24 protein-coding genes are annotated in these 26961 nt (G+C 73.3%); 11 read left to right on the top strand and 13 right to left on the bottom strand.

Annotated elements, in window-relative coordinates; all coding sequences use genetic code 11:
• The first annotated feature begins 5 nt into the window (after nt 1–5).
• The 3 genes from araA (at nt 6) to RBL05_RS11595 (ending at nt 3517) form a co-directional block, all read left to right on the top strand.
• Complete coding sequence (gene araA / locus RBL05_RS11605) at nt 6–1511, top strand: L-arabinose isomerase (RefSeq protein WP_308739342.1); 1506 nt, start codon at nt 6–8, stop codon at nt 1509–1511.
• A gap of 320 nt (nt 1512–1831) precedes the next feature.
• A complete protein-coding gene (locus RBL05_RS11600) occupies nt 1832–3133 on the top strand; it encodes a D-arabinono-1,4-lactone oxidase (RefSeq protein WP_308739343.1) in 1302 nt (433 codons plus the stop codon).
• 120 nt (nt 3134–3253) lie between these two features.
• Nucleotides 3254–3517 carry a hypothetical protein gene (locus tag RBL05_RS11595; RefSeq protein ID WP_308739344.1) on the top strand — a complete coding sequence of 88 codons (264 nt, stop codon included), beginning with the start codon at nt 3254–3256 and terminating at the stop codon, nt 3515–3517.
• Nucleotides 3518–3909: 392 nt separating this feature from the next.
• On the opposite strand, the gene RBL05_RS11590 is transcribed toward RBL05_RS11595, so the two are convergent.
• On the bottom strand, nt 3910–4158 hold the full coding sequence (locus tag RBL05_RS11590; protein WP_308739345.1) for a hypothetical protein: 249 nt from the start codon (nt 4156–4158) through the stop codon (nt 3910–3912).
• Between the two features lie 231 nt (nt 4159–4389).
• Here RBL05_RS11590 and RBL05_RS11585 point away from each other — a divergent pair, with 231 nt between their 5' ends.
• Both RBL05_RS11585 and RBL05_RS11580 read left to right on the top strand, forming a co-directional pair.
• Nucleotides 4390–5073 (top strand): DedA family protein, encoded by a 684-nt coding sequence (locus RBL05_RS11585; RefSeq protein WP_318603647.1) that lies wholly within the window; start codon nt 4390–4392, stop codon nt 5071–5073.
• Nucleotides 5070–6134: an NAD-dependent protein deacetylase gene (locus tag RBL05_RS11580; protein WP_318603646.1), complete on the top strand. Its 1065-nt coding sequence runs from the start codon at nt 5070–5072 to the stop codon at nt 6132–6134. Before RBL05_RS11585 ends, RBL05_RS11580 begins: the two co-directional genes overlap by 4 nt.
• Nucleotides 6135–6210: 76 nt before the next feature.
• Here RBL05_RS11580 and RBL05_RS11575 read toward each other — a convergent pair whose 3' ends face one another.
• The 4 genes from RBL05_RS11575 to RBL05_RS11560 all read right to left on the bottom strand — a co-directional run bounded on the left by RBL05_RS11575 (nt 6211) and on the right by RBL05_RS11560 (nt 9188).
• On the bottom strand, nt 6211–6870 hold the full coding sequence (locus RBL05_RS11575) for a DNA-3-methyladenine glycosylase I (protein ID WP_308739347.1): 660 nt from the start codon (nt 6868–6870) through the stop codon (nt 6211–6213).
• Nucleotides 6867–7496: a methylated-DNA--[protein]-cysteine S-methyltransferase gene (locus tag RBL05_RS11570; protein WP_308739348.1), complete on the bottom strand. Its 630-nt coding sequence runs from the start codon at nt 7494–7496 to the stop codon at nt 6867–6869. Before RBL05_RS11570 ends, RBL05_RS11575 begins: the two co-directional genes overlap by 4 nt.
• On the bottom strand, nt 7493–7987 hold the full coding sequence (locus RBL05_RS11565; RefSeq protein ID WP_308739349.1) for an RNA polymerase sigma factor: 495 nt from the start codon (nt 7985–7987) through the stop codon (nt 7493–7495). Before RBL05_RS11565 ends, RBL05_RS11570 begins: the two co-directional genes overlap by 4 nt.
• 130 nt (nt 7988–8117) lie before the next feature.
• Complete coding sequence (locus tag RBL05_RS11560) at nt 8118–9188, bottom strand: hypothetical protein (RefSeq protein WP_308739350.1); 1071 nt, start codon at nt 9186–9188, stop codon at nt 8118–8120.
• Between the two features lie 346 nt (nt 9189–9534).
• On the opposite strand from RBL05_RS11560, the gene RBL05_RS11555 reads away from it, so the two are divergent.
• From RBL05_RS11555 to RBL05_RS11540, 4 genes are all read left to right on the top strand, one after another.
• Nucleotides 9535–10299 carry a LamB/YcsF family protein gene (locus RBL05_RS11555; protein ID WP_308739351.1) on the top strand — a complete coding sequence of 255 codons (765 nt, stop codon included), beginning with the start codon at nt 9535–9537 and terminating at the stop codon, nt 10297–10299.
• Nucleotides 10296–12233: a carboxyltransferase domain-containing protein gene (locus tag RBL05_RS11550; RefSeq protein ID WP_308739352.1), complete on the top strand. Its 1938-nt coding sequence runs from the start codon at nt 10296–10298 to the stop codon at nt 12231–12233. The genes RBL05_RS11555 and RBL05_RS11550 overlap by 4 nt, the downstream gene beginning before the upstream one ends.
• A 159-nt stretch (nt 12234–12392) precedes the next feature.
• Entirely contained in the window at nt 12393–12884 is a 492-nt protein-coding gene (locus RBL05_RS11545) for an NUDIX domain-containing protein (RefSeq protein WP_308739353.1), read from the top strand.
• Between the two features lie 450 nt (nt 12885–13334).
• Entirely contained in the window at nt 13335–14633 is a 1299-nt protein-coding gene (locus tag RBL05_RS11540; RefSeq protein WP_318603645.1) for an MFS transporter, read from the top strand.
• Nucleotides 14634–14981: 348 nt separating this feature from the next.
• Here RBL05_RS11540 and RBL05_RS11535 read toward each other — a convergent pair whose 3' ends face one another.
• The 7 genes from RBL05_RS11535 to RBL05_RS11505 all read right to left on the bottom strand — a co-directional run bounded on the left by RBL05_RS11535 (nt 14982) and on the right by RBL05_RS11505 (nt 22126).
• Nucleotides 14982–15449: a ribose-5-phosphate isomerase gene (locus RBL05_RS11535; RefSeq protein ID WP_308739355.1), complete on the bottom strand. Its 468-nt coding sequence runs from the start codon at nt 15447–15449 to the stop codon at nt 14982–14984.
• A 173-nt stretch (nt 15450–15622) separates the two neighbouring features.
• Nucleotides 15623–17359 (bottom strand): dihydroxyacetone kinase family protein, encoded by a 1737-nt coding sequence (locus tag RBL05_RS11530; protein WP_308739356.1) that lies wholly within the window; start codon nt 17357–17359, stop codon nt 15623–15625.
• A 147-nt stretch (nt 17360–17506) separates the two neighbouring features.
• The gene (locus tag RBL05_RS11525; RefSeq protein ID WP_308739357.1) at nt 17507–18292 is read right to left on the bottom strand and encodes a glucose 1-dehydrogenase; all 786 of its coding nucleotides are present in this window, start codon (nt 18290–18292) and stop codon (nt 17507–17509) included.
• Between the two features lie 164 nt (nt 18293–18456).
• Nucleotides 18457–18939, bottom strand: a complete 483-nt coding sequence (locus RBL05_RS11520) for an MFS transporter (protein WP_308739358.1) — start codon at nt 18937–18939, stop codon at nt 18457–18459.
• 21 nt (nt 18940–18960) lie between these two features.
• On the bottom strand, nt 18961–19812 hold the full coding sequence (locus RBL05_RS11515) for an MFS transporter (protein ID WP_308739359.1): 852 nt from the start codon (nt 19810–19812) through the stop codon (nt 18961–18963).
• 104 nt (nt 19813–19916) lie between these two features.
• Nucleotides 19917–21005 (bottom strand): zinc-binding dehydrogenase, encoded by a 1089-nt coding sequence (locus tag RBL05_RS11510; protein ID WP_318603644.1) that lies wholly within the window; start codon nt 21003–21005, stop codon nt 19917–19919.
• A 173-nt stretch (nt 21006–21178) separates the two neighbouring features.
• The gene (locus tag RBL05_RS11505; RefSeq protein ID WP_308739361.1) at nt 21179–22126 is read right to left on the bottom strand and encodes a sugar-binding transcriptional regulator; all 948 of its coding nucleotides are present in this window, start codon (nt 22124–22126) and stop codon (nt 21179–21181) included.
• A 388-nt stretch (nt 22127–22514) separates the two neighbouring features.
• Here RBL05_RS11505 and RBL05_RS11500 point away from each other — a divergent pair, with 388 nt between their 5' ends.
• Nucleotides 22515–23993: an FGGY-family carbohydrate kinase gene (locus RBL05_RS11500; protein WP_308739362.1), complete on the top strand. Its 1479-nt coding sequence runs from the start codon at nt 22515–22517 to the stop codon at nt 23991–23993.
• A gap of 102 nt (nt 23994–24095) precedes the next feature.
• Nucleotides 24096–24971, top strand: coding sequence for an SMP-30/gluconolactonase/LRE family protein (locus tag RBL05_RS11495; RefSeq protein ID WP_308739363.1), 876 nt, complete (start codon nt 24096–24098; stop codon nt 24969–24971).
• Between the two features lie 209 nt (nt 24972–25180).
• Here the strand turns inward: RBL05_RS11495 and putP are convergent, their stop codons facing one another.
• Nucleotides 25181–26743, bottom strand: coding sequence for a sodium/proline symporter PutP (putP, locus tag RBL05_RS11490; protein ID WP_308739364.1), 1563 nt, complete (start codon nt 26741–26743; stop codon nt 25181–25183).
• Nucleotides 26744–26961 lie beyond the last annotated feature (218 nt).

Raw genomic sequence — 26961 nt, 5'->3', positions numbered from 1 at the left:
GCACCATGCACAACCCCTTCGAGACCCGCGAGATCTGGTTCCTCACCGGCAGCCAGGGGCTGTACGGCCCCGAGACCCTCGAGCAGGTCGCCACGCAGTCCCGCACCATCGCCGAGACCCTCGACGCCTCCGACATCCCGGTGCGGATCGTGTGGAAGCCCGTGCTCACCGACCGCGACGCGATCCGCGAGATGGCGCTGGCCGCGAACGCGGACCCGGCCTGCGTCGGCGTCATCACCTGGATGCACACCTTCTCCCCCGCGAAGATGTGGATCCAGGGCCTCGACGCGCTGGCCACCCCGCTGCTGCACCTGCACACGCAGGCGAACGTGGAGCTGCCCTGGTCCACGATCGACATGGACTTCATGAACCTCAACCAGGCCGCGCACGGCGACCGCGAGTTCGGGTACATCGCCACCCGTCTCGGCGTGGACCGCAAGACCGTGGTCGGCCACGCCTCGGAGGAGACGGTGCAGGCCAAGATCGGCCGCTGGGCCCGCGCCGCGACCGGCTGGGCGGAGATGCACTCCCTCAGGCTCGCCCGCTTCGGCGACAACATGCGCGGCGTCGCCGTCACCGAGGGCGACAAGACCGAGGCCGAGCTGCGGCTCGGCGTCTCCGTGAACACCTGGGGCGTCAACGACCTCGTCGAGGTGGTCGATGGGATCGAGGAGAGCGCGGTAGACGAGCTCGTCGCCGAGTACGAGGAGCTCTACGACGTGGTGCCCGAGCTGCGCCGCGGCGGCGAGCGCCACGAGTCGCTGCGCTACGGCGCCCGGCAGGAGCTGGGCCTGCGCCGCTTCCTCGAGGACGGCGGCTTCGGCGCGTTCACCACGAACTTCGAGGACCTCGGCGGGCTGCGCCAGCTGCCGGGCCTGGCCGTCCAGCGCCTCATGGCCGACGGCTACGGCTTCGGCGCCGAGGGCGACTGGAAGACCGCGATCCTGGTGCGGGTGGCCGCGGTGATGGGCTACGGCCTGCCCGGCGGCGCCTCGCTCATGGAGGACTACACCTACGACATGACGCCGGGCAGCGAGAAGATCCTCGGCGCGCACATGCTCGAGGTCTCCCCCACCCTCACCACCGCCAAGCCCTCGCTGGAGATCCACCCGCTGGGGATCGGGGACCGCGAGGACCCGGTGCGCCTGAAGTTCATGGCCGACGCGGGCCCCGCGGTGGTCGTGGCGCTGTCCGACATGCGCGAGCGGTTCCGCCTGGTCGCGAACGTCGTCGAGGTGGTCGAGCCCGACGAGGAGCTGCCGAAGCTGCCGGTCGCCTGCGCCGTGTGGGAGCCGCAGCCCGACTTCGCCACCTCCGCCGAGTGCTGGCTGACCGCCGGCGCCGCCCACCACACCGTGATGACCACGGCGGTGGGCCTGGAGGTGTGGGAGGACCTCGCCACGATCGCGGATATCGAGCTCGCGATCATCGACGAGACCACGACCGTGCGCTCCTTCGCCCAGGAGCTGCGCACCAACCAGGTATTCCACCGCCTCGCCCAGGGGTTCTGAGCGGCCCGGCCGACGGGGCGGGCTGGGGCAGCCGACGGGACGGGCCGCCCGTTCCGTCGGCCGCGCGGGCCCGGGTGACGGCCCCCTCTGCCGTGCGGGCCCGGCCCCGTCCGTGCGGCAGGGCCCGGCCGGCGGGCCCCGTCCGCCGGTGGTCGACAGCTTTTGCTGCCGCCAGGACTCATGCGGGGCCCCACATGGGTCCTGGCGGTACATTTCCTGCCATGCCGGCCCGACACGCGCGCCGGCCGCGCCGCACACAGCCCTGGCCCGTGCGCCGTCCGGCACCCCGTGACCGCGTCCCTCGACACCTCGGAGCGAAGATGCCCACCTCGAGCACCCCCGATCCCGCCCTCCACTCCCCCGGGCTGAGCTGGTCGGGCACCGTGGACTACGGGCCGGGACCGCTGCACGCCCCGACCTCGGTCACCGCGCTGCAACAGCTCGTCGCCGGCAGCGCGAGGCTGCGGGCGCTCGGCACCCGGCACTCCTTCTCCGAGGTCGCGGCGTCGAACGGGCCGCTGGTGACCCTCACGGCGATGCCGCCGGAGATCGAGATCGACATGGCCGCTGCGACGGTCCGCGTCGGCGCCGGGGTGCGCTACGGCGAGCTCGCTGTCGCCGCCCATGCGGCCGGGCTGGCACTTCCGAATATGGGCTCGCTGCCGCACATCTCGGTGGGCGGGGCGAGCGCGACCGGCACCCACGGCTCCGGGAACCGCTCGCGCTCCCTCGCCTCCTCGGTGCGGGAGATCGAGCTGGTCACGGCGGGCGGCGACCTGGTGACGCTGTCCCGCTACGCCGACCCCGACGTGTTCGACGGGGCGGTCCTCTCCCTCGGCACGCTCGGGATCGCCACGCACCTGACCCTCGACCTGGTGCCGGCCGCGCCGATGCGGCAGACGGTCCACCTCGACTTCCCCGCCGAGCGGATGGACGAGGGCAGCCTCGCCGAGATGCTCGGGGCGGGCGCGAGCGTGAGCCTGTTCCACCACTGGGACGGGCACATCGCCCAGGCCTGGGTGAAGCAGCGCCTGAGCGAGGACACTGACGAGGACGCGGCGCTGCCGGAGCACTGGCTCGGCGGCCGACGGGCGCCGGGTCCCGTGCACCCGCTGCCGGGGATGCCCGCCGACTTCTGCACCGACCAGACCGGCGAGCCGGGGCCGGCGCACGAGCGCCTGCCCCACTTCCGGCTCGAGTTCACCCCGTCCAGCGGCGAGGAGATCCAGTCGGAGTACTTCGTGCCGCGCGAGCGGATCGGCGAGGCGCTCGCGGCGGTGATGCCGCTCGGCGAGCGGATCCGTCCGCTGCTGCACGCCTCCGAGGTGAGGACCGTCGCGGCCGACGAGCTGTGGCTCTCCCCCGCCCAACACCGGGACAGCGCCTGCGTGCACTTCACCTGGAAGCAGCGGCCCGCCGAGGTCGCGGCGCTGCTGCCCGAGATCGAGGAGCGCCTCGCCCCTTTCGCGCCTCGGCCGCACTGGGGGAAGGTGTTCACGCTGGACCCGGAGGTGGTGCAGTCGCAGTATCCGGACCTGGAGCGCTTCCGGGCGCTGCGGGACCGGCTCGATCCCGAGCGGGTGTTCCGCAACGAGTACGTGGACCGGCTGCTGGGGGCGTGAGCAGGCCTGTGACAGAACGCTGACGCTCTCGGTTCCCCGGACGGACCGGGGACGGTGGTTGCCATCCACATCGACGCCCAGCACCTGGTGGCTGTCGAGGCGCGTCCCTACACTCGATGCATGGAACGCAGCGTCTCCGAGCTCCTGAGGGATGCTCAGCAGCTCAGCCACCAGGACTTGACCGATCTGGTCCATGAGCTGCTGCATGCCCTCGAAGCCTCCGACTCCGCCGACGAGGCGACGGATGCCGAGGGCGCCGAGAAGGCGTGGACGTCACAAGCGCTCCAGCGCCTTGAGGAGATCGAGGACGGCTCGGTGCACAGCGTCGATGGCCCGAACGCACTCGAGTCCGTGCGTGAGCAGCTGGCGGTCCACCGCCGATGACGCTTCCGTGGCGTGAGCACCCCGCCGCACACGAGGAGCTCCTCGCCGCCGCACTACATCTGGACGACCAGCGCCCTGGCCTGGGAGATCTCCTGCTCGACGCGGTCGAGCGGGCGATCCTGTCCGTCCGGCGATCGCCCCGATCGTGGCCTCCGCTGGCGTCTTCGACCCGAGGCACCGTGATCCGGTCGCGTGCTGTGCAACCGTTCCGACTCCGCATCGTGTACGCCGAGTCGGACGGCTCGATCCTCGTCCTCGCCTATGCGCATGAGAGCCGACGACCGGGTTACTGGAGTGCCCGTCTGGCCTCCGACGACTGAACGTGTCCGCACATCCTCGCGCCTCCCTCTTCGTCGCGGTGCCAGGGAGTCACCAGTCGGCCGTCCCGCCGCCTACCTGGCCGTCCCGTCGGCCATCCCCCGCGCCTCGAGCGCGGTGCGGGCCGGGTAGATCATCCCGGCCGAACGTGCGACCGCGACGGCGTGGGCGAGATGGAGCTCCTCGAAGATCAGCGCGTCGAGCAGCAGGCGCTCGTCGACCGTGCTGCCCGCGGCGACCAAGCGACGGACCGCCTCGGGGTCGACCAGCTGCTCCTCACGAGGATCATCCTCGCGCAGATGGTCCAGGGCGGCGACGTTCACGGCCTCCTCGACCGCCTCGCGCTGGACCGCCTCGGTGAAGGGCTGGAGGATCGAGACTAGGAAAGCGCTTCATCCCATTGTTGTCAACAGGTCGGTGCAAAGTTGCAGCACGCATCTGCAAGTCGGCTGGTGGGCGTGCGCCTCGTCTGTCGCCACGTGCCGTTCACCTGCCCTCCACTGTCCCCCGCTACGGTGCACGCGCCAGCCGATGCGCGAGGACGGGAGGCCCCTGTGGACGTCACGGCATGGGCGATCGCCCTGATGGAGATCCTGGGCGGTCCCGGCACCGCGCTCGTGATCGCCTCCGAGGCGCTGTTCCCGCCGATCCCCGGCGAGGTGCTGCTCCCCTTCGCCGGCGTCACCGCCGCGGCGAACGGCCAGCACGTGCTGGTGCCGATCTTCTGGACCACGCTCGGCTCCGTGCTCGGCGGGCTCGGCGTGTACACGGTGGGGCGCGCGCTCGGGCTGCGGCGCACCACGGCGCTCGTGCGGCGCCTCCCGCTGCTCGAGGAGAAGGACGTGACCATCGCGATGCGGTTCTTCGAGCGCTGGGGCTTCCCCGCCGTGGCGCTCGCGCGCTTCGTGCCGATGGTGCGCACCTTCATCTCGGTCCCGGCGGGGATCGAGAAGATGCCGGTGTGGCTGTTCGCCCTGGCCACAGGGCTCGGCTCCGCGATCTGGAACGCGGTGTTCGTGGTCGCGGGCTATGCCTTCGGGCAGGCCGGCGGCGAGGCGCTCGAGGGCTTCGTGCGGATCTACTCCTCGATCGTGGCGGGGATCGGGATCCTCGCCCTGGTGGGCCTGGCGACCCAGCGGATCCGCTCCCGGCGCGACCGGGTCCACGAGGACGATGTGGTGACCTCGGGCGCCGACGGCTCCACGGCGACCGACACGCCCTCTACGCTCGAGGAATGAGCAGCGCCGAGGACCCCTCGCCCCGCTCCGGCCTCGCCGGGCCCGCGGCGGACGTCGGCCGCTGGTTCGCGACCGCGACCTCCCGCCCGCTGGACGGCCCGGGCCCGACCCGCGGCGGGCCGCGCCTGCCCGCCTGGGGGCCGATGGAGGGCGCGCGCTACGGCCTGCGCAGCAACGACCACGAGATCGACGAGGCGCTCGCGCTGCTGCGGGACCGGCCGGTCGCGGTGCTGACCGGGGCAGGGATGTCCACGGGCTCGGGCCTGCCGGACTACCGGGGCCGCGATGCGGTGCCCCGCTCCCCCATGACCTACCAGGAGTTCATGGGGCACGACCTCGCCCGACGCCGGTACTGGGCCCGCTCCACCGTCGGCTGGGAGCAGTTCCGCAGCGCCCGGCCCGGCCGCTCCCACCGACTGCTCGCGGTGCTGGCCCCCGCCGCCTTCCCCGTCACCGCCGTGATCACCCAGAACGTGGACGGCCTGCATGCCGCGGCGGGCTCGGATCCCGTGATCGACCTGCACGGGCGCCTGGACCGGGTGCGCTGTCAGCAGTGCGACGCCCTCTCCTCCCGCGCGGCCCTGCACGCCCGGATGCTCGCGATGAACCCCGAACTCGCAGCCCGCCTTCCCGAGCTCGCGGCCGATGCCGCCCAGGCGCCCGACGGGGACGCCGAGGTCGACCGCACCAGCTCCTTCCGCTACCCGCCGTGCCCGCTGTGCGGCGGGATCCTCAAGCCCGACGTGGTCTTCTTCGGCGAGTCCGCCCGGCGGGAGGTAGTCGCCTCCGCCTTCGCCGCGCTCGAGCAGGCGCGCGCCCTGCTGGTGCTGGGCTCCTCGCTGACCGTGCAGTCGGGGCTGCGCTTCGTGCGCGCCGCTCGAAAGCAGGACAAGCCGGTGGTAATCCTCAACGACGGTCCGACCCGCGCCGATCCCGACGCGTCCCTGCGCGTCCACGGCCGCCTCGAGGACGTGCTCGCGCAGTGGGCCGGCGCCGTCAGCGCGGACCTCGGCACGGCGGGCGACGCCCCGGGCGGCGTCGAGCACGGCACCGCGAGCTGATCCGCGCGCAGGTCAGTCCGGTCGGCGCCCCCTCGTCCGCACCGCGGCGGCCGTCCCGCCGGCCCCGCCCGGACCCTCAGGCCCCCCAGACGGTGCCGCGGCGGTGCGAGCCCAGCAGGTGGGTGTCGAGGATGCCGACGGCCTCCATCAGCGCGAACATCGTCGTCGGCCCCACGAAGGCGAACCCCTCCTTGCGCAGGGCCTTCGACAGCGCCGTCGACTCCGGCGAGCGGGTGGGGATCTCGGCGACGGTCCTCGGCGCGGGCGTCGTCCCCGGCTGGAAGGACCACACGAGGTCGACGAGCCCGCCCTTCTCCCGCAGCGCCAGGGTCGCCTTCGCGTTGGTGATGGTCGCGAGGATCTTCGCGCGGTTGCGCACGATGCCGGCGTCGGCCATGAGCCGCTCGACCTCCGCCTCGCCGTAGCGGGAGACGACCTCGGGGTCGAAGCCGTCGAAGGCGGTGCGGAAGGCAAGCCGCTTGCGCAGGATCGTCGCCCAGGACAGCCCGGCCTGGAAGGCCTCGAGGCTGATCCGCTCGTACATGCCCTGCTCGTCGCGGACGGGCATGCCCCACTCGGTGTCGTAGTACTCGCGCAGCATCGGGTCGCTCGCCGCCCAGGCGGGGCGGGCCAGGCCGTCCTCGCCGATCACGGCGTCGGGGTCGGGGCCGGTACGGGGGTCCGCGTCGGGGCGGGCGCCGGTGTCGGGGCCGGTGCGGGGGTCGGGGGCGGTCATGCGGTCCTCTCCAGGGTCAGCAGGGCGGTCTTCGCGTCGAGGCCGCCGATGTAGCCGCCGAGCGCGCCGTCGGTGCGCAGCACGCGATGGCACGGCACGACGATCGGCAGCGGGTTGGTGGCGCAGGCGGTGCCGACGGCGCGGACGGCCCGCGGGCTGCCCACGAGCTCGGCGATCTCCTTGTAGGAGCGGGTGGAGCCGTAGTCGATCTGCGGCAGGACGCGCTGGACCTTCTCGCGGAAGCCGGTGGACAGGGCGCGGTCCAGCGGCAGGTCGAAGCGGCGGCGGGTGCCGGTGAAGTACTCCTCCAGCTCGGCGGCCGCCTCGTCGAGCCGGCCCGGTGCCTCCAGCATGCGGGGGCTGACCCTCGTCGCGAGGGCGGAGAGCACGGCGTCGAAGCCCTCGCGCTCGAAGGCGACGCGGACCAGCCCCTGCGCGGTCGCGGCGAGCAGGAGCGGGCCGACGGGGGTGTCGAGCGTGCGATAGGCGATCTCGACGAGGCCGGCGTCGTCGGCCTGCTGCACGAGGCGGGCGCGGAGTCCTGCCAGGGCCGGGTCGGGGAGCGGGAAGAGCGCCTCCCGCTCGTTCGTCGTGAGGTGCTCGGGGAGGCTCGGGGTATCGGTCATCGCGCGGCTCCTTCCGTGTCGTCGCCTGCGGCGAAGGTCCGTCGCAGGGCTCGGATGCCGTCGGCCGAGGCGCGGCGGACGGCCTCGGTGCTCCCGCCGATCAGGGCGGCGGTCTCGGCGTGCGGGAGTCCGCCGAGGTAGTGATAGGCGACAGCTAGCCGCTGCCGCTCGGGCAGGGCCGCGACGGCGTTCCAGACCCCGTCGTCCCGGCCGGGGTTCCCGCGGCGGGAGGTCCGCTCGGGCAGGTCGTCCGTGGGCACGGCGTGCCGGGCCCGGCGGCGGGTGACGTCGATGGCCTTGCGGTGCGCGACGCGCACCAGCCAGGCCTCGACGTTGGTGTCCTCCGCGAGATCGGGCCAGGAGGTCAGCGCCGCCAGGAACGTCTCCGCCCAGGCGTCCTCGGCGTCGGGTCCCGGGCCGAGCACGGCGCAACACACCCGCAGCACGGTGGGGCCGTGCCGCTGGACCGCGGTCTCGTAGGGGATCTTCATGGTCATCACCCTGCAGACGCGCGGGCGGCCGGGGATGTGAGGTCCGGGTCCGATCGAGGCGCGGAGGGCGGTCCTGGGAGCGGCGTCGACCCCCGCGCCGATGACCGCGAGTGCTCACCCGCCGGCAGCGTCACTGCGGCGCGCCCTGGCCGCTGACCAGCACCGTCGCGGGCGCGCGCAGGGACACGGGGCCGACGCGGCGGAACTCGAGGCGGGGGTCCTCGACGCCGGGGTCGAGGGCCTCCATGGTGAGCATCCCGCCGGCGGTCGCGTAGGCGCTGAGCTGCTGGACGGTCCCGTCGGCCGTGCGCACGCGGGTCAGGACGGTCAGCGCCCGGGTCGCGGCGAGCTGCGCGGCGAGCGGGTGGGCGAGCAGCTCCGAGCCGCGCACGTGGACGCTCCCGCCGCCGGCGTCGGACTCGGCATCGGCGGCGGGATCGGCGAGGCCCGCGGGGTCGAGGAAGGCGGCCAGGCGCACGGTCGCCTCCTCGGCGCGGAGGACGGTGAAGCGGTGGAGGCCGTCGGCCGTCGTCTCCTCCTCGAGCACCCCGCCGGGGTGGCTGTAGCAGTGCAGGCGATGGACCTGCGGCCCGGCCTCGGTGCGGACGGTCCGCTCGGCGGTGGTGAACGACTCCGCGGTGCGACGCAGCACGAGGCAGCCGGAGATCTCGGGGACAGCCCGCCAGCGCGGCCCCTCCTCGTGCCGGGCGGTGCGGGTGAGGACCTGACCGCCGGCGATCATGCCGCGCAGCGCGACGGCCGCGGCGACGCGTCGCTGCTCGGGATGCGCGTCGAGCCAGGGCAGGGCCACGAACTGGCGGCGCTCGTACCCGTCGAGCGCGGCGATCTGCTCATCGCTCAGGGTCACCACCGGCGCGGGCTCCTGGGCGGCCGACGGGTCGGGCCGGCCGCCGTCGTCCTGTGCAGCGGGCGGGTCGGGCCGGGCGCCGTCGTCCTGTGAGACCGACGGGTCGGGATGGACGACGGCGGGCGGGCCGGAGGGGCGAGGCAGGCCATCCGGTCCCGTCGCCTCCCCTCTCCGCACCCGTTCGAGCAGGTCACGCGCGGCGGCGACGTCCTCGGCGGTGTACTGCAGCGGCGCGGTCGGATCGGTGCCGCCGATCCCGGCGGGGAGGTCGGGGATCCGTGTCGACGCATCGGTCGATGCGTCAGGGGCGGGGGACGCCGGGGTCGCGCTCATGCCCCGAGGCTATCGAGGGCCGAAGGTTCTGCGCCGCTGAGGACTCATCTCGTCGCCGGCACGGGTCCTCAGCGGTGCAGAACTTCGGCTCCGGCCCTCGATGCGGGGCCGCACCAGCCGCCGCCGCCCGGGCCCCGGCCGGCCAGGTTCTGTGCCGGTGGCGACGCATGTCGCGGCGTCCATGAGTCGTCCCAGGCGCATAAGGTCTGGGGAACGCATGCGCGCCGGGGCATGCGAACGCGCGGCATCTCGCCTGCGCGTCCCGTCGGACGCAGGGCGGGATGACGCCCGCGCGGTCGGGGCCGACAATGGGGAGGATCCCGCCGTCGGACGAAGGAGCCCGCCCATGACCCCCACCGCCGTCGTCGACCTCAACGCCGACCTCGGGGAGGGCTTCGGCGACTGGTCGATGGGCGACGACGCCGCGATGCTCGAGGTCGTCACCACCGCGAACGTCGCCTGCGGCGGCCACGCCGGGGACGGCTCGACGATGCGCGCCGCCTGCCGGGCCGCCGCCACACGCGGCGTCGCGATCACCGCGCACGTCGCCTATCCGGATCTGCAGGGCTTCGGCCGCCGCTTCCTCGACATCGACCCGGACGACCTCACGGACCAGGTGGTCGTGCAGGCCGGGGCGCTGCAGGCGATGGCCTGCGCGGAGGGGACGAGCGTGCGCGGGGTGAAGCCGCATGGTGCCCTGTACAACGCGCTCGCCCGTCACGAGGCGCAGGCCGGCGCGGTGGTGCGGGCGCTCGGCGAGCTCGGCGGCATGCCCCTGGTCGCGGCGCCCGGCGCCGTGGTCGTCCCCGCGGCGAAGGCGGCGGGGCTCGAAGTGGTGCTCGAGGGCTTCGCCGACCGCGCCTATCTCCCCGACGGCACCCTCACCCCGCGCACGCGGCCCGGCGCCGTGCTCACCGACCCCGAGGCGGTCACGGCCCAGGCGCAGTCGATCGCGACCGAGCGCGGGGTGCGCGCTTCCGACGGCACCTGGGTCGAACTGCCGGTGCGGTCGCTGTGCCTGCACGGGGACACCCCTGGCGCCGTCGAGCTGGCTCGGGCGGTGCGGGCCCGGCTCGCGGAGGCGGGCGTGACCCTGCAGGCGGCGCTGTGAGGGACGGGGCGAAGGGACCGCTCCCCGGCGTCGGCCGTCTCGCGGGGCGCGGCAGCACCGCCCCCGACGGCGGCACCGGCGCGCTCGGCGACGGTCACGACGGCGCGGCGCGTCCGGCCGATGCGCTCCCTCCCCCGCTGCGCGTGCACCGCGCCGGCGAGACGAGCATCCTCGCCGAGTACCCCGACACCGCCGCGGTGCTCGCCGCGGCCGCCGCCGTGCGCGCCCGCTCCCCCGCGCACCTGCTGGAGCTCGTGCCCGCCGAGCGCACCCTGCTGCTGCACGGCGCGGCGCCGCGCGACGTGCGCCTATTCGAGGACCTGCTCTTGCGACTCCCCCGCGCCGCGCGCGATGACAGCGGCGGCGGCGAGACCAGCATCGGCATCGTCTACGACGGCGAAGACCTGGAGGAGGTCGCGGAGCTGCTCGGCGTGAGCACGGACGCGCTGATCAGCGCGCACTCCGGAGCGACATGGACGGTCGCCTTCGGCGGCTTCGCCCCCGGCTTCCCCTATCTCGTCGCCGGCGATCCCCACGAGGCGTCCGGCCCGCCCTGGGAGGTGCCGCGCCGCGCCGAGCCCCGCACGTCGGTGCCCGCGGGCGCCGTCGGCCTCGCCTCCCGCTACTGCGGCATCTACCCTCGACCCTCCCCCGGCGGCTGGCAGCTGATCGGCCGCAGCGACGCGCCCCTGTTCGACGTGCACCGGGAGCCGCCCGCACTGCTCAGCCCGGGCACGCGCGTGCGCTTCACGCCGCAGCGCGCCGCCTCCCGTCCGACGGCCGCGACCGCCGCGGGCCTCACCCGCGCCGCGCGGGAGGCCGCCGCCGTCCCCGCCCGGCTCAGGCTCCATCGCGGCGCGGAGGTTGGCACGGACTCCCGCCCCGCGCTCGAAGTCCTCTCCCCCGGTCCGCTGGCCCTGATCGAGGACGCCGGCAGGCCCGGCCGGGCGGCGATCGGCGTGAGCCGGTCGGGGGCCTTCGACCGCGGCGCCCTGCAGCGCGCGAACCGTGCCGTCGGCAATCCCTCCGGCGCCGCCGCGCTCGAGATCCTGCTGGGACCGCTCGCGCTGCGCGCCGCCGCGCCGACGGTCGTCGCCGTCTCCGGCGCGCACGCCCCGGTGCGGATCGGGCGGGGCGACGACGAGGTCGGCGACGTGGAGCTGCCGGCCGGCGCCTCCCGCGAACGCGCCCTCGCGCTGGACCCCGGCGACCGGATCGAGGTGGGCCCGGCCGCGGACGGGCTGCGTCTGGTCCTCGCGGTCCGGGGCGGGATCACGCAGGTGAGGCGGCAGGACCCCGCCGACGACGAGCTGCTCGAGGTGCTCGGCGCACGCTCCCGGGACACCCTCTCCGGCCTCGGCCCGGATCCGCTGCAGGCCGGCGACCTGCTGGTCGTCGGCCCTGAGCGCGGCCTCGACGCGGTGCCGGCCGCCATCGCCCCGGCAGTGCCCGTGCCGGACGACCCCGACGGGACCGATGCTCCCGACCACGTCGCCGGCCCCGACGGCATCGACACCACGGCAGCGGAGGAGGACGGCCCGTCGGCCGCGGATCCCGATTCGTCGACATCGGACGGGCGCTCCGTCCGCATCCCCGTGCTCATCGGGCCGCGCGCCGAGCTGCTCGGCGACGAGGCGGTCGAGGCGCTGCTCGGCACGGACTGGACCGTGCGACCCGACTCGGACCGGGTCGGGGTGCGGCTCGACGGGCCGGCGATACCGGTCCCCTCGGGCGCGGCGTCCGTGCCGAGTGAACCGATGCTGCCCGGGGCGGTGCAGGTGCCGCCCTCGGGGCTCCCGGTCGTCTTCGGCCCCGACCACCCCACCACCGGCGGCTACCCGGTGATCGCCGTGGTCACGCAGGAGGGCCTTGACCGGCTCGCCCAGGCGGGGCCGGGCACGCGCCTGCGCCTGGTGCCCGTCGACGCTCCGTGAGCACATGGTCTCCCGCTCGGGACTGCGCAGGCGCGGCTGCATGGGACGACCGCTCCGTTCACCACGACGGGAACCTCCCGGTCCGGGGCCATGGGGAGGACTCCCCTGCGGAGCGGGACGCGAGTGCACCGGTGCACCGGCGATGACACGATGGGCGGCATGCCGCGCCTCCTCCCCGACCCCGCCTACTTCGCCTCCCTGCCCAAGGTCATCACCTCGGGAGCGGTGATCCTGCGCGACGAGGACGGCCGCTTCGTCGTCGAGAAGCCGAACTACCGTCCGCACTGGCTGCTGCCCGGCGGCGGCGTCGACCCCGGCGAGGACGCCCGGCAGTGCGCCCAGCGCGAGGTCATGGAGGAGCTGGGCCTGGACGTCGAGGTGGGTCGGCTGCTCACCGTGGACTGGCTGCCGGCGAGTCCGGTGCGCAGCGCGCCGATGGGCGTGCACTTCATCTTCGACGCCGGCGTGATCCCGCGCGCGCAGCTCGAGGCGGAGATCGTGCCGCAGGCCTCGGAGCTCGACGACTGGGCGCTCATCGAGGAGGACCGGGCGGAGCTGCTCTCGACCTGGGGCGCCGCCCGTGCCCGGCGCGCTCTCGCGGTGCTGCGCGGCGAGGCCGAGGTGGACCTCGCCTCCCATTCCCGGCGGTGACCTGTCGGTCCCGTCGGGAGGTCCCCGGCCGAGCGGCCGACGGGGCCCGTCGGCCGCGGCAGCTCGCCGGCGGCAATGCCCCTCGGCCGCGATGCCCGTCGGCCGCCGATCGTCCCGCGTGCCGAGACCACGCGAGACGGCCCCAGAACCGCAACCCTTCCGAGACGTCCCACTTTTTCTCACTCTGACCAGGAGTCATGCCTCCGGCGACGCACCGCGACGCCCGTCGGTGTGATCCACACCGCACGACGCGGCGGCCGCGGTGGGCCATGATGTGCGCACCCCGCCCCTCGTCGTCGGAGATGACATGAGCTCCTCCCCCTCGCCCCGGAGTCCGCGGCCCCGCTCGGCCGGCCGCTCACCCGCTCGCAGCGCCTGGACCGCCTCCCCTTCACCCGCAAGCACGGCAAACTGCTGGGCGCCTCCGGCATCGGCTGGGCGCTCGACGCCATGGACGTCGGCCTGATCTCCTTCGTCATCGCCGCGCTCACCGTCCACTGGGACCTCGCCAAGTCCGACGGCTCCCTCATCGCCTCCGCCGGCTTCGCCGGGATGGCGATCGGCGCGAGCCTCGGCGGGCTGCTGGCCGACAGGATCGGCCGACGCTCCGTCTTCGCCCTCACCCTGCTCGTCTACGGCCTGGCCACCGGCGCCTCGGCCCTGGCGTTGGGTGTCGGGACGCTGATCGCGCTGCGCTTCGTGGTGGGCCTGGGTCTCGGCGCCGAGCTGCCCGTCGCCTCGACGCTGATGAGCGAGTTCGCGCCCGCCCGGATCCGCGGCCGGATCATCGTGTGGCTCGAGGCGTTCTGGGCCGGCGGCTGGATCCTCGCCGCCGTGATCGGCACGTTCGTCGCGACCTCGGGGCCGGCCGGATGGCGCTGGGCGCTCGCGCTCGGCATGATCCCGGCCGTCTACTCGCTGGTGATCCGGCTCGGGATGCCCGAGTCCGTGCGCTTCCTGGAGACGAAGGGCCGCCACGAGGAGGCCGAGCGGATCGTCCGCGACTTCGAGGCCTCCGCCGGAATCGGCGCCGAGGAGCAGGCCGTCCCGCACTCCTCCGAGGCCCGCACCGCGCCCGACGCTCAGATCACCGGCGTCGGCGATCAGGGCCGTGTCTCCGCCGACGCGGTCGGCGTCGTGCCGGAGGCCGATCAGGTCGCGACCGGCGGAATCTGGTCGGCGTCCCTCCGCGCCCGCACCGCCGGGCTGTGGGTGGTGTGGTTCTGCATCAACCTCAGCTACTACGGCGCGTTCATCTGGATCCCGACACTGCTGGTGGACCGCGGATTCGACCTCACGAAGTCGTTCACCTTCACCCTGATCATCACGCTCGCCCAGATCCCCGGCTACGCCGCCGCGGCCTGGCTGATCGAGGTGCTGGGACGGCGCTGGACCCTCACGATCTTCCTCGCCGGCTCAGCGCTGTCCGCGGTGGGCTACGGCATGGCCGACTCCGAGGCGCTGATCCTGGTGGCCGGCTGCCTGCTGAGCTTCTTCAACCTCGGCGCCTGGGGCGCGCTGTACGCGATCGGCCCGGAGCTCTACCCCACCGCGGTGCGCGGCACGGGCACGGGCGCGGCCGCCGCCTTCGGCCGACTCGCCTCGATCATCGCCCCGTTCCTGGTGCCGGCGCTGGTGCTCGCCGGCGGGCAGTGGCTCGCCTTCGGGGTGTTCGCGCTCGCCTTCGCCGTCGCCGCCGCCGCGGCCTTCACCCTGCCCGAGCAGCGGGGGAAGGCGCTGGCGGAGTAGGCCTCCGGCGCTGTCGCGATGGCATGGGGCTGCGGCGATCAGCGCCACGCGTCACCAGGCACGTGTTGTTCGACGACCGGCACCACGCCGCGGGGGTTGTTCGACGTCCGGTTCCACGCTGCGGGGGTTGTTCGACGTCCGGTACCAGTTTCCTGGTACCGGACGTCGAACAACTGGCGGGGTCCTGGTACCCGACGTCGAACAACCGCCCGGTGGGGACGCGCAGGAGCGTCGGTGCGATGACTGCCCAGGTACCGAGCCCGACCCGGTGATATCGCGCCCGAGCGGCAGGCCCCGGGCGGGAGCCCGTTGCCGAGCCCGGGGCACCGTGCCGGGTCCGGGCTCAGCTCACTTCTCGAGGGAGCCGTCGTAGGCGCAGATCGCGTCGACCTTCGCCGCCGAGGACGACTCCGGATCGAACTCGAGGTGGAGCCACACCTTCACCAGCTCCTTCGCAAGCTCCAGCCCGATCACGCGCTCGCCCATGCACAGCACCTGCGCATTGTTCGACAGCACCGAGCGCTGCACCGAGTAGAGGTCGTGCGCGGTCACGGCGCGGACGCCGGAGACCTTGTTCGCCGAGATCGCGACACCCAGGCCCGTGCCGCAGATCAGCAGCGCACGGTCCGCCTCGCCCGCGGCGATCTTCTCCGCCGCCTCGACCGCGACGTTCGGGTAGTAGGTGCCGTCCTCGCGGCCGGTCACGCCCACGTCGATGACCTTCTCGACGCGGGGATCCTGCTCGAGCAGCTCCTTGAGCGCGGACTTGTGGCCGTAACCGGCGTTGTCGGAACCGGTGACGATGGTGAAACCCATGATGTCCTCCTGAGGTGGGTAGTACGAGCAGTGAAAGCCAGAGGGGCCCTCCGGGCCCGGCGATGACGAAGAATGTGCGATTCTGAGCCACTCTCGAGCCCGAAATGGCTCAGAATCGCTCATTTCTCGGAGCGCTCCGAGCCGGGAAGAGCCCGGCCGGCTCGGCCCGGGGATCAGGCCGAGAGCTTCTCGGCCAGCAGCGTGACGATCTTCGAGAACGAGATCGCGCCGGGGTCGGGGGTGCCCACGGACTTGTCGCCGTGGTTGCGGGCGCGGCCCAGGGTCGCGGAGATGTCCGCGGTGGCCTCGGCCGCCTCGACGGCGCGGGCGGCCGCGGTCTCGATCGTCCGGGAAGCGGAGGCGGCGGGGCCGTCGCCCCTCTCGGCGCCCGTGGCCCGGGCGAGGGCGATCGCCTCGCGGAAGGGCACGGCCGCATCGACCATGGTCTTACCGCCGGGCTTCGCCCCGCCGAGCCGCTCGACGGCCTCGACCGCCTGGACCAGGCCGGTGAGCAGGTGCTCGCCGGAGACGGGCGCGTTGTCGGAGAAGGCACTGCCGAGGCTGGTCAGCGCCGCGCCCCACAGCGCGCCGGAGGTGCCGCCGGCCTCGGCGGACCAGGCCGCACCGGCCTGGACCAGGACGGTGCGGGCACCCCCGTCGGACCCGACGACGCGGTCGGCTGCCGCGCGGGCTGCCTTCGCGCCGAGAACCATGCCCTGGCCGTGGTCGCCGTCGCCGGCGATCGCGTCCATCCGGCCGAGCTCCGGCTCGAGCTCGACCAGCAGCGCCTCGACGTCGGCGAGGATCCCGGCGATCCGCTGCGCCGACTCCTTCGACTCATCGGACGCGTCCGGGATCGGGTCCTCGCCGGGGGTGTAGATCTCGGTGCGCTCGGTGCCGAGGTCACCCTCGACGGTGCCGCCGCGACGGAAGGCGGGGGCGTCGGCCGCGGCGAGCCAGTGCTGCTCGAGCTCCTCGTCCAGGCGCATCACGGTCAGGGACAGTCCGGCCATGTCGAGGCTGGTGACGTGCTCGCCCACCTCGGGGCGCACGATGGTCAGGCCCGCCTCCAGCAGGAGCTGCGAGGCGTGCTTCCACACCACGAACATCTCCTCGTACTTCACGGTGCCCAGACCGTTCAGCACCACGGCGACGCGGTCCGAGTCGAGCTCGGGGGTCTCGCCCAGCACGCCGTCGACCAGCACCTTCGCGAGCTCCTTCGCGCTCGGCATGGGCTGCTCGTCGATGCCGGGCTCGCCGTGGATGCCCAGGCCGATCGCCATCCGCCCCTCGGGGACGTGGAAGAGCGCGTCCTCCGCGCCGGGCAGGGTGCAGCCGTCGAAGGCGACGCCGAGGGAGCGGGTGGCGTCGTTCGCCTTCCAGGCGAGGCGCTCGGCGTCGTCGAGGTCGGCGCCGGCCCGGATCGCAGCCCCGGCAACCTTGAAGACGGGCAGGTCGCCGGCGATGCCGCGGCGGTCGCGGTGCTCGCCCTCGCGGCCCGAGGCGATGTCGTCGCTGACGGCGACGATGCGCACGTCGATGCCCTCGGCGCGCAGCTTCTCGGCGGCGACGCCGAAGTGGAGCACGTCCCCGGCGTAGTGGCCGAATCCGAGGATCACGCCGCCGCCGTTCTCGGCGTTCTTCGCGACCGAGTACACCTGGTCGGAGGACGGCGAGGAGAAGATGTTCCCGCAGGGCGCGCCGTGGGCGAAGCCGGGACCGACCCAGCCGGCGAAGGCCGGGTAGTGCCCGGACCCGCCGCCGACGACGAGCGCAGGCTGCCCGGCGGGGGTCCGCTTCGCGCGCACCACGCCGCCGTGCACGCGCAGCAGCTCCTCGGGGTGCGCGGCGACCAGGCCCTCGACGGCGTCGGAGGGGAAGGTCTGGGGGTCATCGAAAAGGTAGGTCATCGGGTCTCTCCGGATCGGCGGGGTCGGTGCGGATGGGGGCAGGTGCGGCGGGCGTCGGGCCGGCGCCGGGCGGGCACGGCGGCCGCGGTGGCGGGCGCGGGGCCGGCAGCACGACCGCTGCCCCCACGGCGCCTCGGCCGCCGGGGCTCAGGCGGCGGTGTAGCCGCCGTCGATCGACAGGATCGAGCCTGTCACGAAGCTCGCGGCGTCGGAAGCGAGGTACACGGCGGCGCCGGCGAGCTCCTCCGGCTCGCCCGGGCGGGACATCGGGGTCATCGCGTTCCAGATGTCGATCTGCTCGCCGCCCTCCTCGTAGAAGTCGCGGGTCAGCTCGGTGCGCATGTAGCCGGGCGCGATCGCGTTCACGCGCACGCCGCGGGAGGCCCACTCGAGCGCGGCGGAGCGGGTGAGGTTGTGGACCGCGGCCTTGGAGGCGTTGTAGGAGGCCTGGGTCTGGGGCATGTTGGCGATGATGCCGCTCATGGAGCCGGTGTTGATGATGCTGCCGCGGCCCCGCTCGAGCATGGCCCGGCCGACGGCCGAGAGCACGTGGTAGACGCCGTCGAGGTTCAGGCTCATCACGGCCCGCCACTTCTCGCCGTCGCCGTCCTCGACCGGGTGGTGGATGGTGCGCCCGGCGTTGTTCAGCAGGATCTCGATCCCCCCGACCTCCTGGTCGATCTCGGCGACGACCTTCTCGACCATCGCCTGGTCGGTGACGTCGAGGTGACGGTAGGAGACCCCCACCCCGGTCTCGGCGGCGAGCTCCTTAGCGGCCTGCTCGCCGGTGGCGTCGTCGATGTCGGCCAGCACGATCGGGGCGCCGTGCTGGGCGAGACCCTTGGCCATCGCGAGGCCGAGGCCCTTCGCGCCGCCGGTGACGAGGGCGGTGCGCCCGGTGAGGTCGAACATGGGGCTGATGGCGGAGGTCATGGAGGACTCCTTCGAAGCAGTGGGCGGACGGGAGAGACGGGGCCGACGGGCGCTGCGCGCGGGTCGGGGCGCGCGGGTCGTGCGCGATGGACGAGCGGGCGGATCGGCCAGGACGAACGAGTCCCGGGGGCCGACGGTCCTTGCGTCGGCCCCCGGGGCGCGGATCAGGCCTCGGCGGCGGCGATGTTCTTCTTGCCGACGCGGGGCTGGTCGACCTTCAGCGCGAAGGTCATCAGGAAGGCGAGGGCGTACAGGGCCACGAAGGCCCAGACCACGCCGACGTTCCCGCCCCAGGGACGGACGATCGCGACCACGGCCGAGCCGAGGAAGGTCGCGCCGCCCGCGGCGGTCGTGTACATCGCCATCGCAGCACCCTTGTGGTCGGGGGCGAGCGCCGGCATGATCGCGCCGAGCGGCACGAATCCGGCCAGCAGGATGCCGAAGACGGTGCCCGCGATGACGGCGACGATGAAGCCCCAGTCGGAGCCGGCCGGCACCCAGTGCGGCACGTACCACCACAGCAGCAGGCCGATCGCGGAGCCGACGATGCCGAACCAGCGCACCGTGGTGGTCCAGCCGATGCGGTCGCCGAGGGCGCCGAAGGCGGCGTTGAACAGGATGTTGCCGGCGAAGACGATCGAGGTCATCAGCAGCCAGCGGCTCTGCCCCTAGCCGAGGGTCTCGGCGATGACGGTGGGCAGGATGATGAACATGCCGAACTGCGGGGCGGTGTTGATCAGGCGGGTCAGGAAGCCCATCATCACGCGCTTGTTGGTCAGCGAGAGCTTGACGCCGGAGAAGATCACCTGGCGGGAGGACTCGCCCTCGGGGGCCAGTCGCATCGAGCCGTGCTTCTCGCGCACGCCGAACCAGGCGATCAGGAAGCCGGCGATCACGATCAGCGAGGAGGCGGCCATGGCCCAGCGCTCACCGAAGAAGCCTCCGCCGAAGGCGGGGATCAGGCCGATCGCGACCAGCGAGCCGATGGTGGGCATGCCGCCGGTGAACATGACGTAGAACCAGCCGACGGCTGCGCCGTTGCGCTCCTTGGGGACCACGGCGTTCACCCAGACCAGGAAGGAGAAGGCGAACAGCGGGAAGCCGAAGCCGCGGAAGAAGTAGGTCGCGGCCACCAGCGGGATCGACTCGGTGGACAGCGCGCCCAGGAACGCGGCCTGGAACACCAGCCAGACGACGAGGCCGAGCAGCATCACCCTGCGCGGGCCCCACAGGTCCGAGAGGGCGCCGGCGAGGTACGAGCCGACCAGCGAGGCGAGGGAGTAGAAGGTGATGATGGTGGCGGCGAGGTTGATCATGTTGTCGCCGCCGCCGAAGACTTCGGCCATGTGCGGGGAGACGAAGTTGGTCTCCACGCCGTTGCCCGTCATGAAGACGAGCACGCCGAGGAAGCCCCATCGCAGCGGATGGGGGATGCCGAGTCGGTCCAGGAAGGTCTCCTGGGACGACCCGGCGGCCGGGACGGCGGGTCCGGGCTGGGTGGTCGAGGGTACGGCGCTCATAAGGGCACTCCTGTGTGCGAGGGGGAGAGGCTCGGGGCGGCCGGCGGCATCATCGAGGCGTCGGCCGCCCCGTCAGGGCTGATCCGGGATCAGCGGGGCCGTACTCAGCGGCCGGGGAGGATGGAGACCTTGACCGAGGCGCCGGCAGAGTCGGCGACCGAGTCGAGGGCCTTCTGGAAGTCGGCGAGGCCGAACTGGTGGGTGCAGATCTCGTCGAGGGGCAGGTCGCCCTTCTCGATGATCTTGATGGCGGCGGGCCAGGTGTGCGGGCCGAGGTGGGCGCCGCGCACGTCGAGCTCCTTGTCGTCGGAGATGATCGACCAGTCCACGGAGACGTTCTCCTTGAACACGGAGTACTCCACGAAGCGGCCGAGCTTGCGCAGCAGGTTCAACCCCTGCGGCACGGCGCTGGGGTGGCCGGTGCACTCGATGTAGACGTCGGCGCCGTAGCCGCCGGTGAGGCCGCGGATCTCCTCGTAGATGTCGACCTTCGAGGGGTTCAGGGTGAGGTCGGCGCCGCACTTCTTCGCGAGCTCGAGCTTGTCGTCGTCGAAGTCGAGGGCGATGACGAGCTTGGGGTTCTTGTGGGCCGCGCCGATGATCGCGCCGAGGCCGATGGGGCCGGCGCCGGCGATGACGACGACGTCGTCGAACTCCAGCTCGGCGCGCTCCACGGCGTGCATCGAGCAGGACAGCGGCTCGGCGTAGGCGGCGTGCTGCGGTGCGATGTCCTTGGAGATCCTGTGGGCGCGGGCGAGCTTCGGCACGATCATGTACTCGGCCATGCCGCCGTGGTAGTGCTTGAAGCCGAACATGTCGTGCGGGGCGCACATCCAGTACCAGCCGCGCTGGCAGTACATGCACTCGCCGCAGGGGACGATCTGCTCGACGACGATGCGGTCGCCGACGGAGACGTCGTGGTGGGCGAGGATCTCGTCGGAGCCCTGCACGACGGTGCCGGTGATCTCGTGGCCGGGGATGATGCCCGGCTCGACCCAGCGGTCGCGGTTCTCGTCGCCCCAGAACTTGGCGGCGCCGGCGTAGGCCTTGAGGTCGGACGCGCAGACGCCGACGGCCTCGACCTGGATCAGGAGCTCATCGGCGGCGGGGGTCGGGACCGGGCGCTCCTCGAGGCGGTAGTCCTCGGGGGCATGCATGACGACGGCCTGCATGGTGGCGGGCAGCTGGCTCACGTAAGACACATCTCCTTCGATACGTTCCGCCCGGCCTGGGGCGCCACAGCGCGCGCCGACGGGTCGGGCCTGACGAGGGACACTCTAGGCGAGCCGGGAACAAACGTCAAGCACAAATGTTCTACACCCGGGCGACGCAGTTCAGAGGTATGCCAGGGGTGGATCGGACGGGGTCAGCCCATCGAGGCGGCGAGCGCGAGCACGGCCTGGGCCGTCGGCTCGTCGGTCAGCAGCGTCGTGTACAGCCCGGCGCGGGCGCCGGCCAGGATCGAGGGCGCCTTGCGCTCCCCCGCCGCCATCGCGATCGAGGTCGGCAGCGCGGTGAGCAGCGCGCGCGGCGGGCGCACCAGCAGCTCCGAGCCGGGATAGCTCACCGGATGCCCGTCGATGTCGTAGAAGTGGAGGTTGATGTCGCCGACGGCCGGGAGCAGCGCCTTCTCGTCGCGCGGCACCACGGAGGTCAGCGCCGCGCGACCCTGGTACGGCTCGCCGATCCCGACCACCACGGCGCGGGCCCGCGCCCACAGGTCGGTGATCTCGCGGAAGCTGGGGTCGGCCTGGAGGGACTCCCAGAGCTGCTCCGAGGGGCTCGCCGGGGCGAACATGAACTTCGGCTCGGCCCGAGTGCGGTCCGCGAAGCGGCGCACGATCTCGTTGGTCTGGAAGGACGGGTCGGTCTCCTGCTGCCCCCCGACGGTCGGGGCGATCACCACTCCCGGCAGCTCGGGCAGCCCGGGCATGCCGCTGACGGCATAGGTGGTCTTGCCCGAGGAGATCAGCAGCACCTCGCCCCGCTGCAGGTCCAGCGAGCGCAGCTCCTCCCCCAGCAGGTCGCCGATGCCGCGGTAGTCGCGCTGGACCTGGTTGCCCGGGGCGATGCGCACGGAGCGGACGCCGAGCACGTCCTGCAGGCGGGCGCCGAGATCGGGCAGGTCGGCGGTGGGCGGCTCGAGCACCTCGAAGCGCACCATCCCGATCCGTCGCGCCTCGGCGAGGAGCTTGGAGACCGTGGGCCGGGAGACGCCCAGGCGCGCGGCGACCTCGGCCTGTCGCACCCCGTCGACGTAGTAGGCAGAGGCGGCGCGGTGGAGCAGCTGGAGGTCCATCGCGGTCTCGAGCATCGATGCTCCTTCCTCTCCGTGAAGGCCGTGTCCGGGCCCCGGGGCGGCGGGGCTCGCGCCGATGATCCTAGTGAACGCCGGGCGGTGCTGCGGAACAGGGGCCCATCCTGCGCCCCTGGCAGGGCGGACGGTGGCAGGATGGTCTGCGGCGATGACGGCACGGAGAGGCGGCGCGATGACGGCAGGCACGGGGGCGACGACCCCTGTTCCGCGGACCGCTCCGTCGGACTCCTCGGCAGCGTCGCCAGCGACCGCGGCGCCGACAGCGCAGCCCGCCCCGCGGGCGGCGGCGGCGACCACCGCTGGATCCGTCGCCCCCACCACCTCGTCCGCCCCGTCGACCGCGCCCCGAACGGCCGGAGCGCCAGCCGGCGCGACGATCCCCGCTGTGCTGGGCGTCGACGTCGGCACCTCGAGCACGAAGGGCACCCTCGTCGCGCTCGACGGGACCATTCTCGCCACCGCCGTGCGCGAGCACTCGGTCTCCCGCCCCGCACCGGGCCACGTCGAGATGGACGCGGAGATCTGGTGGGAGGAGTTCGTGGACATCGCCCGCGAGCTCACCGCGACCGGCGCCGCGGACGTCCCTGCGGAGGTCACCGCGATCGGCGTCTCGGGGATGGGCCCCTGCGTGCTGCTCACCGACGAGCGCGGCGAACCGGTGCGCCCGGCGATCCTCTACGGCGTGGACACCCGCGCGGGCGAGGAGATCCGCCACCTCACGAACGTGCTGGGCCGGGAGGAGATCGTCGCGCACTGCGGCGGGATGCTCACCTCGCAGGCGGCCGGGCCGAAGGTCGCCTGGGTCGCCCGGCACGAGCCGGAGGTCTATGCACGGGCGCGTCGGCTGTTCATGCCGGCCTCGTATCTCGCCTTCCGCCTCACCGGCGAGTACGTGCTCGACCACGTCAGCGCCAGCCAGTCCGCGCCGATGTACAGCCTGCGCCACCAGACGTGGCATCCCGAGTGGGCCGAGCGCGTCGGCCCCGGCCTCGAGCTCCCCGAGCTGCGCTGGGCGGGCGAGGCGGCGGGAACCGTGCAGAGCGCGATCGCGCGGCTCGTGCCCGGTCTGCGCGCCGGGATCCCGGTCATCACCGGCACCATCGACGCCTGGGCGGAGGCCGTCAGCGTCGGCGCCGCCTCCCCGGGAGACCTGATGCTGATGTACGGCACCACCACCTTCCTCGTCGCGACCACCGTCGAGCCCGTCGCGAGCCGCACCCTGTGGCCCACCTCCGGGGTGGAGCCGGGCGCCTACGCGCTCTCGGGCGGCATGGCGTCCTCCGGGGCGATCACCGGCTGGCTGCGCGAGCTGACCGGCTCCCCGGGGTTCGACGAGCTTCTGGTGGAGGCGGAGGCCAGCGGCCCCGGCGCGAACGGGCTGGTCATGCTCCCCTACTTCGCCGGCGAGCGCTCCCCCATCGCCGACCCCGGCGCCCGGGGCGTGATCGCGGGCCTGACCCTCTCCCACACCCGCGGGGACCTCTACCGCGCCGCGCTCGAGGCCGCCGCCTTCGGGGTGCGCCACCACCTCGAGACCCTCACCGCGGCCGAGCTCAGCCTGGACCGGGTCGTCGCCGTCGGCGGCGGGGCCCGCAGCGACCTGTGGCCGCAGATCGTCTCCGACGTGACGGGCCTGGTCCAGCGGATCCCGCGGCGCATCGTCGGCGCCTCCTACGGCGGCTCGATGCTCGCCGCGCGCCTCGCCCACGGCACCGACGTCTCCCGCTGGAACCCCACCGATCACGAGATCGTCCCGGACCCGTCGCGGCGCGAGCGCTACGACGAGCTGTACCGGCTCTACCGCGACCTCTACCCCGCGACCTCTCAGATCACCCACGCTCTCGCGGCGATGCAGGAGCACTGAGGCCGGGAGTCCGGCACGCCGCGTCGTCGTACCCCGTACGGTGGCCCTACCGGCACCTCCGCGCGCCGGTCGACCGCATCCAGCGCCCGGAAGGGGAGCCCCATGCATGCCGACCGACTCACCGAATCCCTCTGTCACCACGCGGAGGGTCCGTACTGGTCAAAGACCTGGGACGGCCTGCGCTGGGTGGACATGCTCGCCGGGGACATGCTGCATCTCGACGCCGACGGGACCGCCCGGCGCCTGCCCACCCCGAGCCCGGTCGTGGCCTGCGTGCGCCCCGCGGCGGACGGCGGGGCGGTGCTCGCCCTCGAGAAGGGCTTCGGCCTCGAGGACGCCGACGGGTCCATCCGCGCGCTGCCGCCGCTGTGGGACGAGGCCGTGCGCATGAACGAGGGCGCGATCGCGCCGGACGGCTCCTTCCTGTGCGGGTCGATGGCCTATGACCAGCGGCCCGGCGCCGCCGCGATGTGGCGCCTGATGCCCGACGGCACCACCACCCGGCAGTTCGGGGACCTCACGATCTCCAACGGCCTCGCCTTCACGGCCGACGGGACGCGCGCCTTCTACGTCGACACCCCCACCGGACGGGTCGACCTCTTCGACTGGTCCGACGCCGACGGGCTCGTCGAGCGCCGGCCCTTCGCCGACCTCTCCGGCGAGGACGGCAGCCCGGACGGGCTGTGCCTGGACGCCGAAGGCCGGGTGTGGGTGGCGATGTTCGGCGGCTCTCAGGTCCTGGGCCTGGACGAGCGCGGCGGGGTCGCCGAGCGGATCACGGTGGCGGCGCGCCAGGTCACGGCCTGCACCTTCGGCGGCGAGGACCGCGGGACCCTGTTCATCACCACCAGCCGGGAGAACGTGGCCGACGGGGACGATCCGGAAGCCGGCTCGCTGTTCTCGGTGCGTCCGGGCGTCGTCGGCCCCACCGAGGAGAACCTCTTCGGCGATCCCGACGAGGTCGATCCGGACGCCTGACCCCGACGGCCAGCCCCGTGCCCCGGGGCTGGCCGTGACAACAAATGCGCTCCTGGCGTGACCTGAGGGTCGTATAGTCGTTGAGGTCACGCCAGGAGCGCAGAAGTGTGCAGCGCCGGGGCCAGGGCGCCGGGGAAGGCACCGACGGCCTGGGCCGGGGATGGCGGCCTGAAGCCAGGGACGGCACCGCCGGCCGGGACGCCGACGGCTCAGGCCGCGGCGGGCTCCTCCGATGAGCGGGCCCGGGCCTCGCCCGTGGCGAGGGAGTCGAGCATGTCGTCGTACTCCTCCATCGCCTTGGCGGGCGGCTGCGGGGTGATCAGGCTGACCACGACCGCGAGCACCAGGCAGATCGCGAAGCCGGGGATGATCTCGTAGAGGTGCTCTCCGCCGAAGAGGCCCAGGGTGACATCGAGAGGCTGCTTCTCCGCACCCCAGGACTGGCCCCAGACGAAGGCGACCACCGCGCCGGAGATCATGCCCACCGCAGCGCCCGCCGTCGTCAGGCGACGCCAGAACAGCGACAGCAGCACGATCGGCCCGAAGGCGGCGCCGAAGCCCGCCCAGGCGAAGGCGACCAGGGCCAGCACCGAGCTCTCGGGATCCAGGGCGAGGATCACCGCGACGACGGAGACGACGAGCACGCCGATGCGGCCGCCCCACAGCTTGGCGCTGTCTCCGAGCTTCACGCCCACGCCGCCGACGATGTCCTCGACCAGCGCGGACGTGGTCACGATCAGCTGCGAGGAGATCGTGGACATGATCGCTGCGAGCACGGCCGCCAGCAGGATGCCGGCGATCAGCGGATGGAACAGGACCTGGGCGAGGTCGAGGAACACCGACTCGCCGTTGGTCGCGTCGGTGATCTGCACGTCGCGGTTCTGCTGGAAGTAGGCCAGACCCGCCATCGCGGTGAACACGGCGCCGGTCACGCACAGGATCATCCAGCTCATCCCGACGATCGTGCCGTACTTCGCGTCGCGCGAGGAGCGCAGCGCCATGAAGCGCACGATGATGTGGGGCTGGCCGAAGTAGCCCAGGCCCCAGGCGAGGGCGGAGAGGATCCCCACCCAGGTGCCGCCGGAGACGAGGGAGCCGAAGGAGGGGTCGACCTCGCGCACCGAGGCGAACATCGCCGTGGGCCCGCCGACGACGAACATCGCGGTGATCGGCACGATGATCAGGGAGACCAGCATGATCAGGCCCTGCACCACGTCGGTGTAGCTCGCGCCGAGGAAGCCGCCGAAGAGGGTGTACAGGATCGTCACGCCGCCCACGAGGAGCAGGCCGGTCAGATACGGCCCGCCGAACATCGACTGGAAGAACACGCCGCCGGCGACCATGCCGGAGGAGACGTAGAAGGTGAAGAACACCAGGATGATCAGGCCCGCCGCGATCCGCAGGATGTTCGTGCGGTCGTGGAGGCGGTTGCCGAAGTAGCTCGGCACCGTGATCGCGTTGCCGGCGATCTGGGTGTACTGGCGCAGGCGCGGGGCGACGAAGATCCAGTTCAGACCGGCGCCGACGGTCAGGCCGATCGCGATCCACGCCTCGACCATGCCGCTCATGTACAGCGCGCCGGGCAGGCCCATCAGCAGCCAGCCGGACATGTCCGAGGCCCCGGCGGAGAGCGCGGCGACGAAGGGGTGCAGCTGTCGGCCGCCGAGCATGTAGTCCTCGCCGCCCTTGGTCCTGCGGAAGGCGTAGAGGCCGATGCCGATCATGCCGCCGAAGTAGACGACGAGGGCGACCAGCTTGAAGGCGAGATCCATGGGTCTCTCCGATCTCTGGTGGGGAAGGGATGACGCTCCGGGGCCATGGCGACCTCGCACGCAGGGCCGACGGGTCGGACCGGGACGACGGGTCACCGTACCGGTGCTCGGCGGACGGGTGCCGACGAGCCTACGCCGAGGTGACCCCGATCACCCCACCCTGTGTCCGGAAGGTGACCTCGCCCCCGGACATGCGGGCGCCCGGCATCCCTCGAGAT

It is taken from the genome of Brachybacterium sp. GU-2 (assembly GCF_030866705.2).
Taxonomy (GTDB): Bacteria; Actinomycetota; Actinomycetes; order Actinomycetales; family Dermabacteraceae; genus Brachybacterium; species Brachybacterium conglomeratum.
This window is presented reverse-complemented; position numbering and strand designations above follow the sequence as displayed.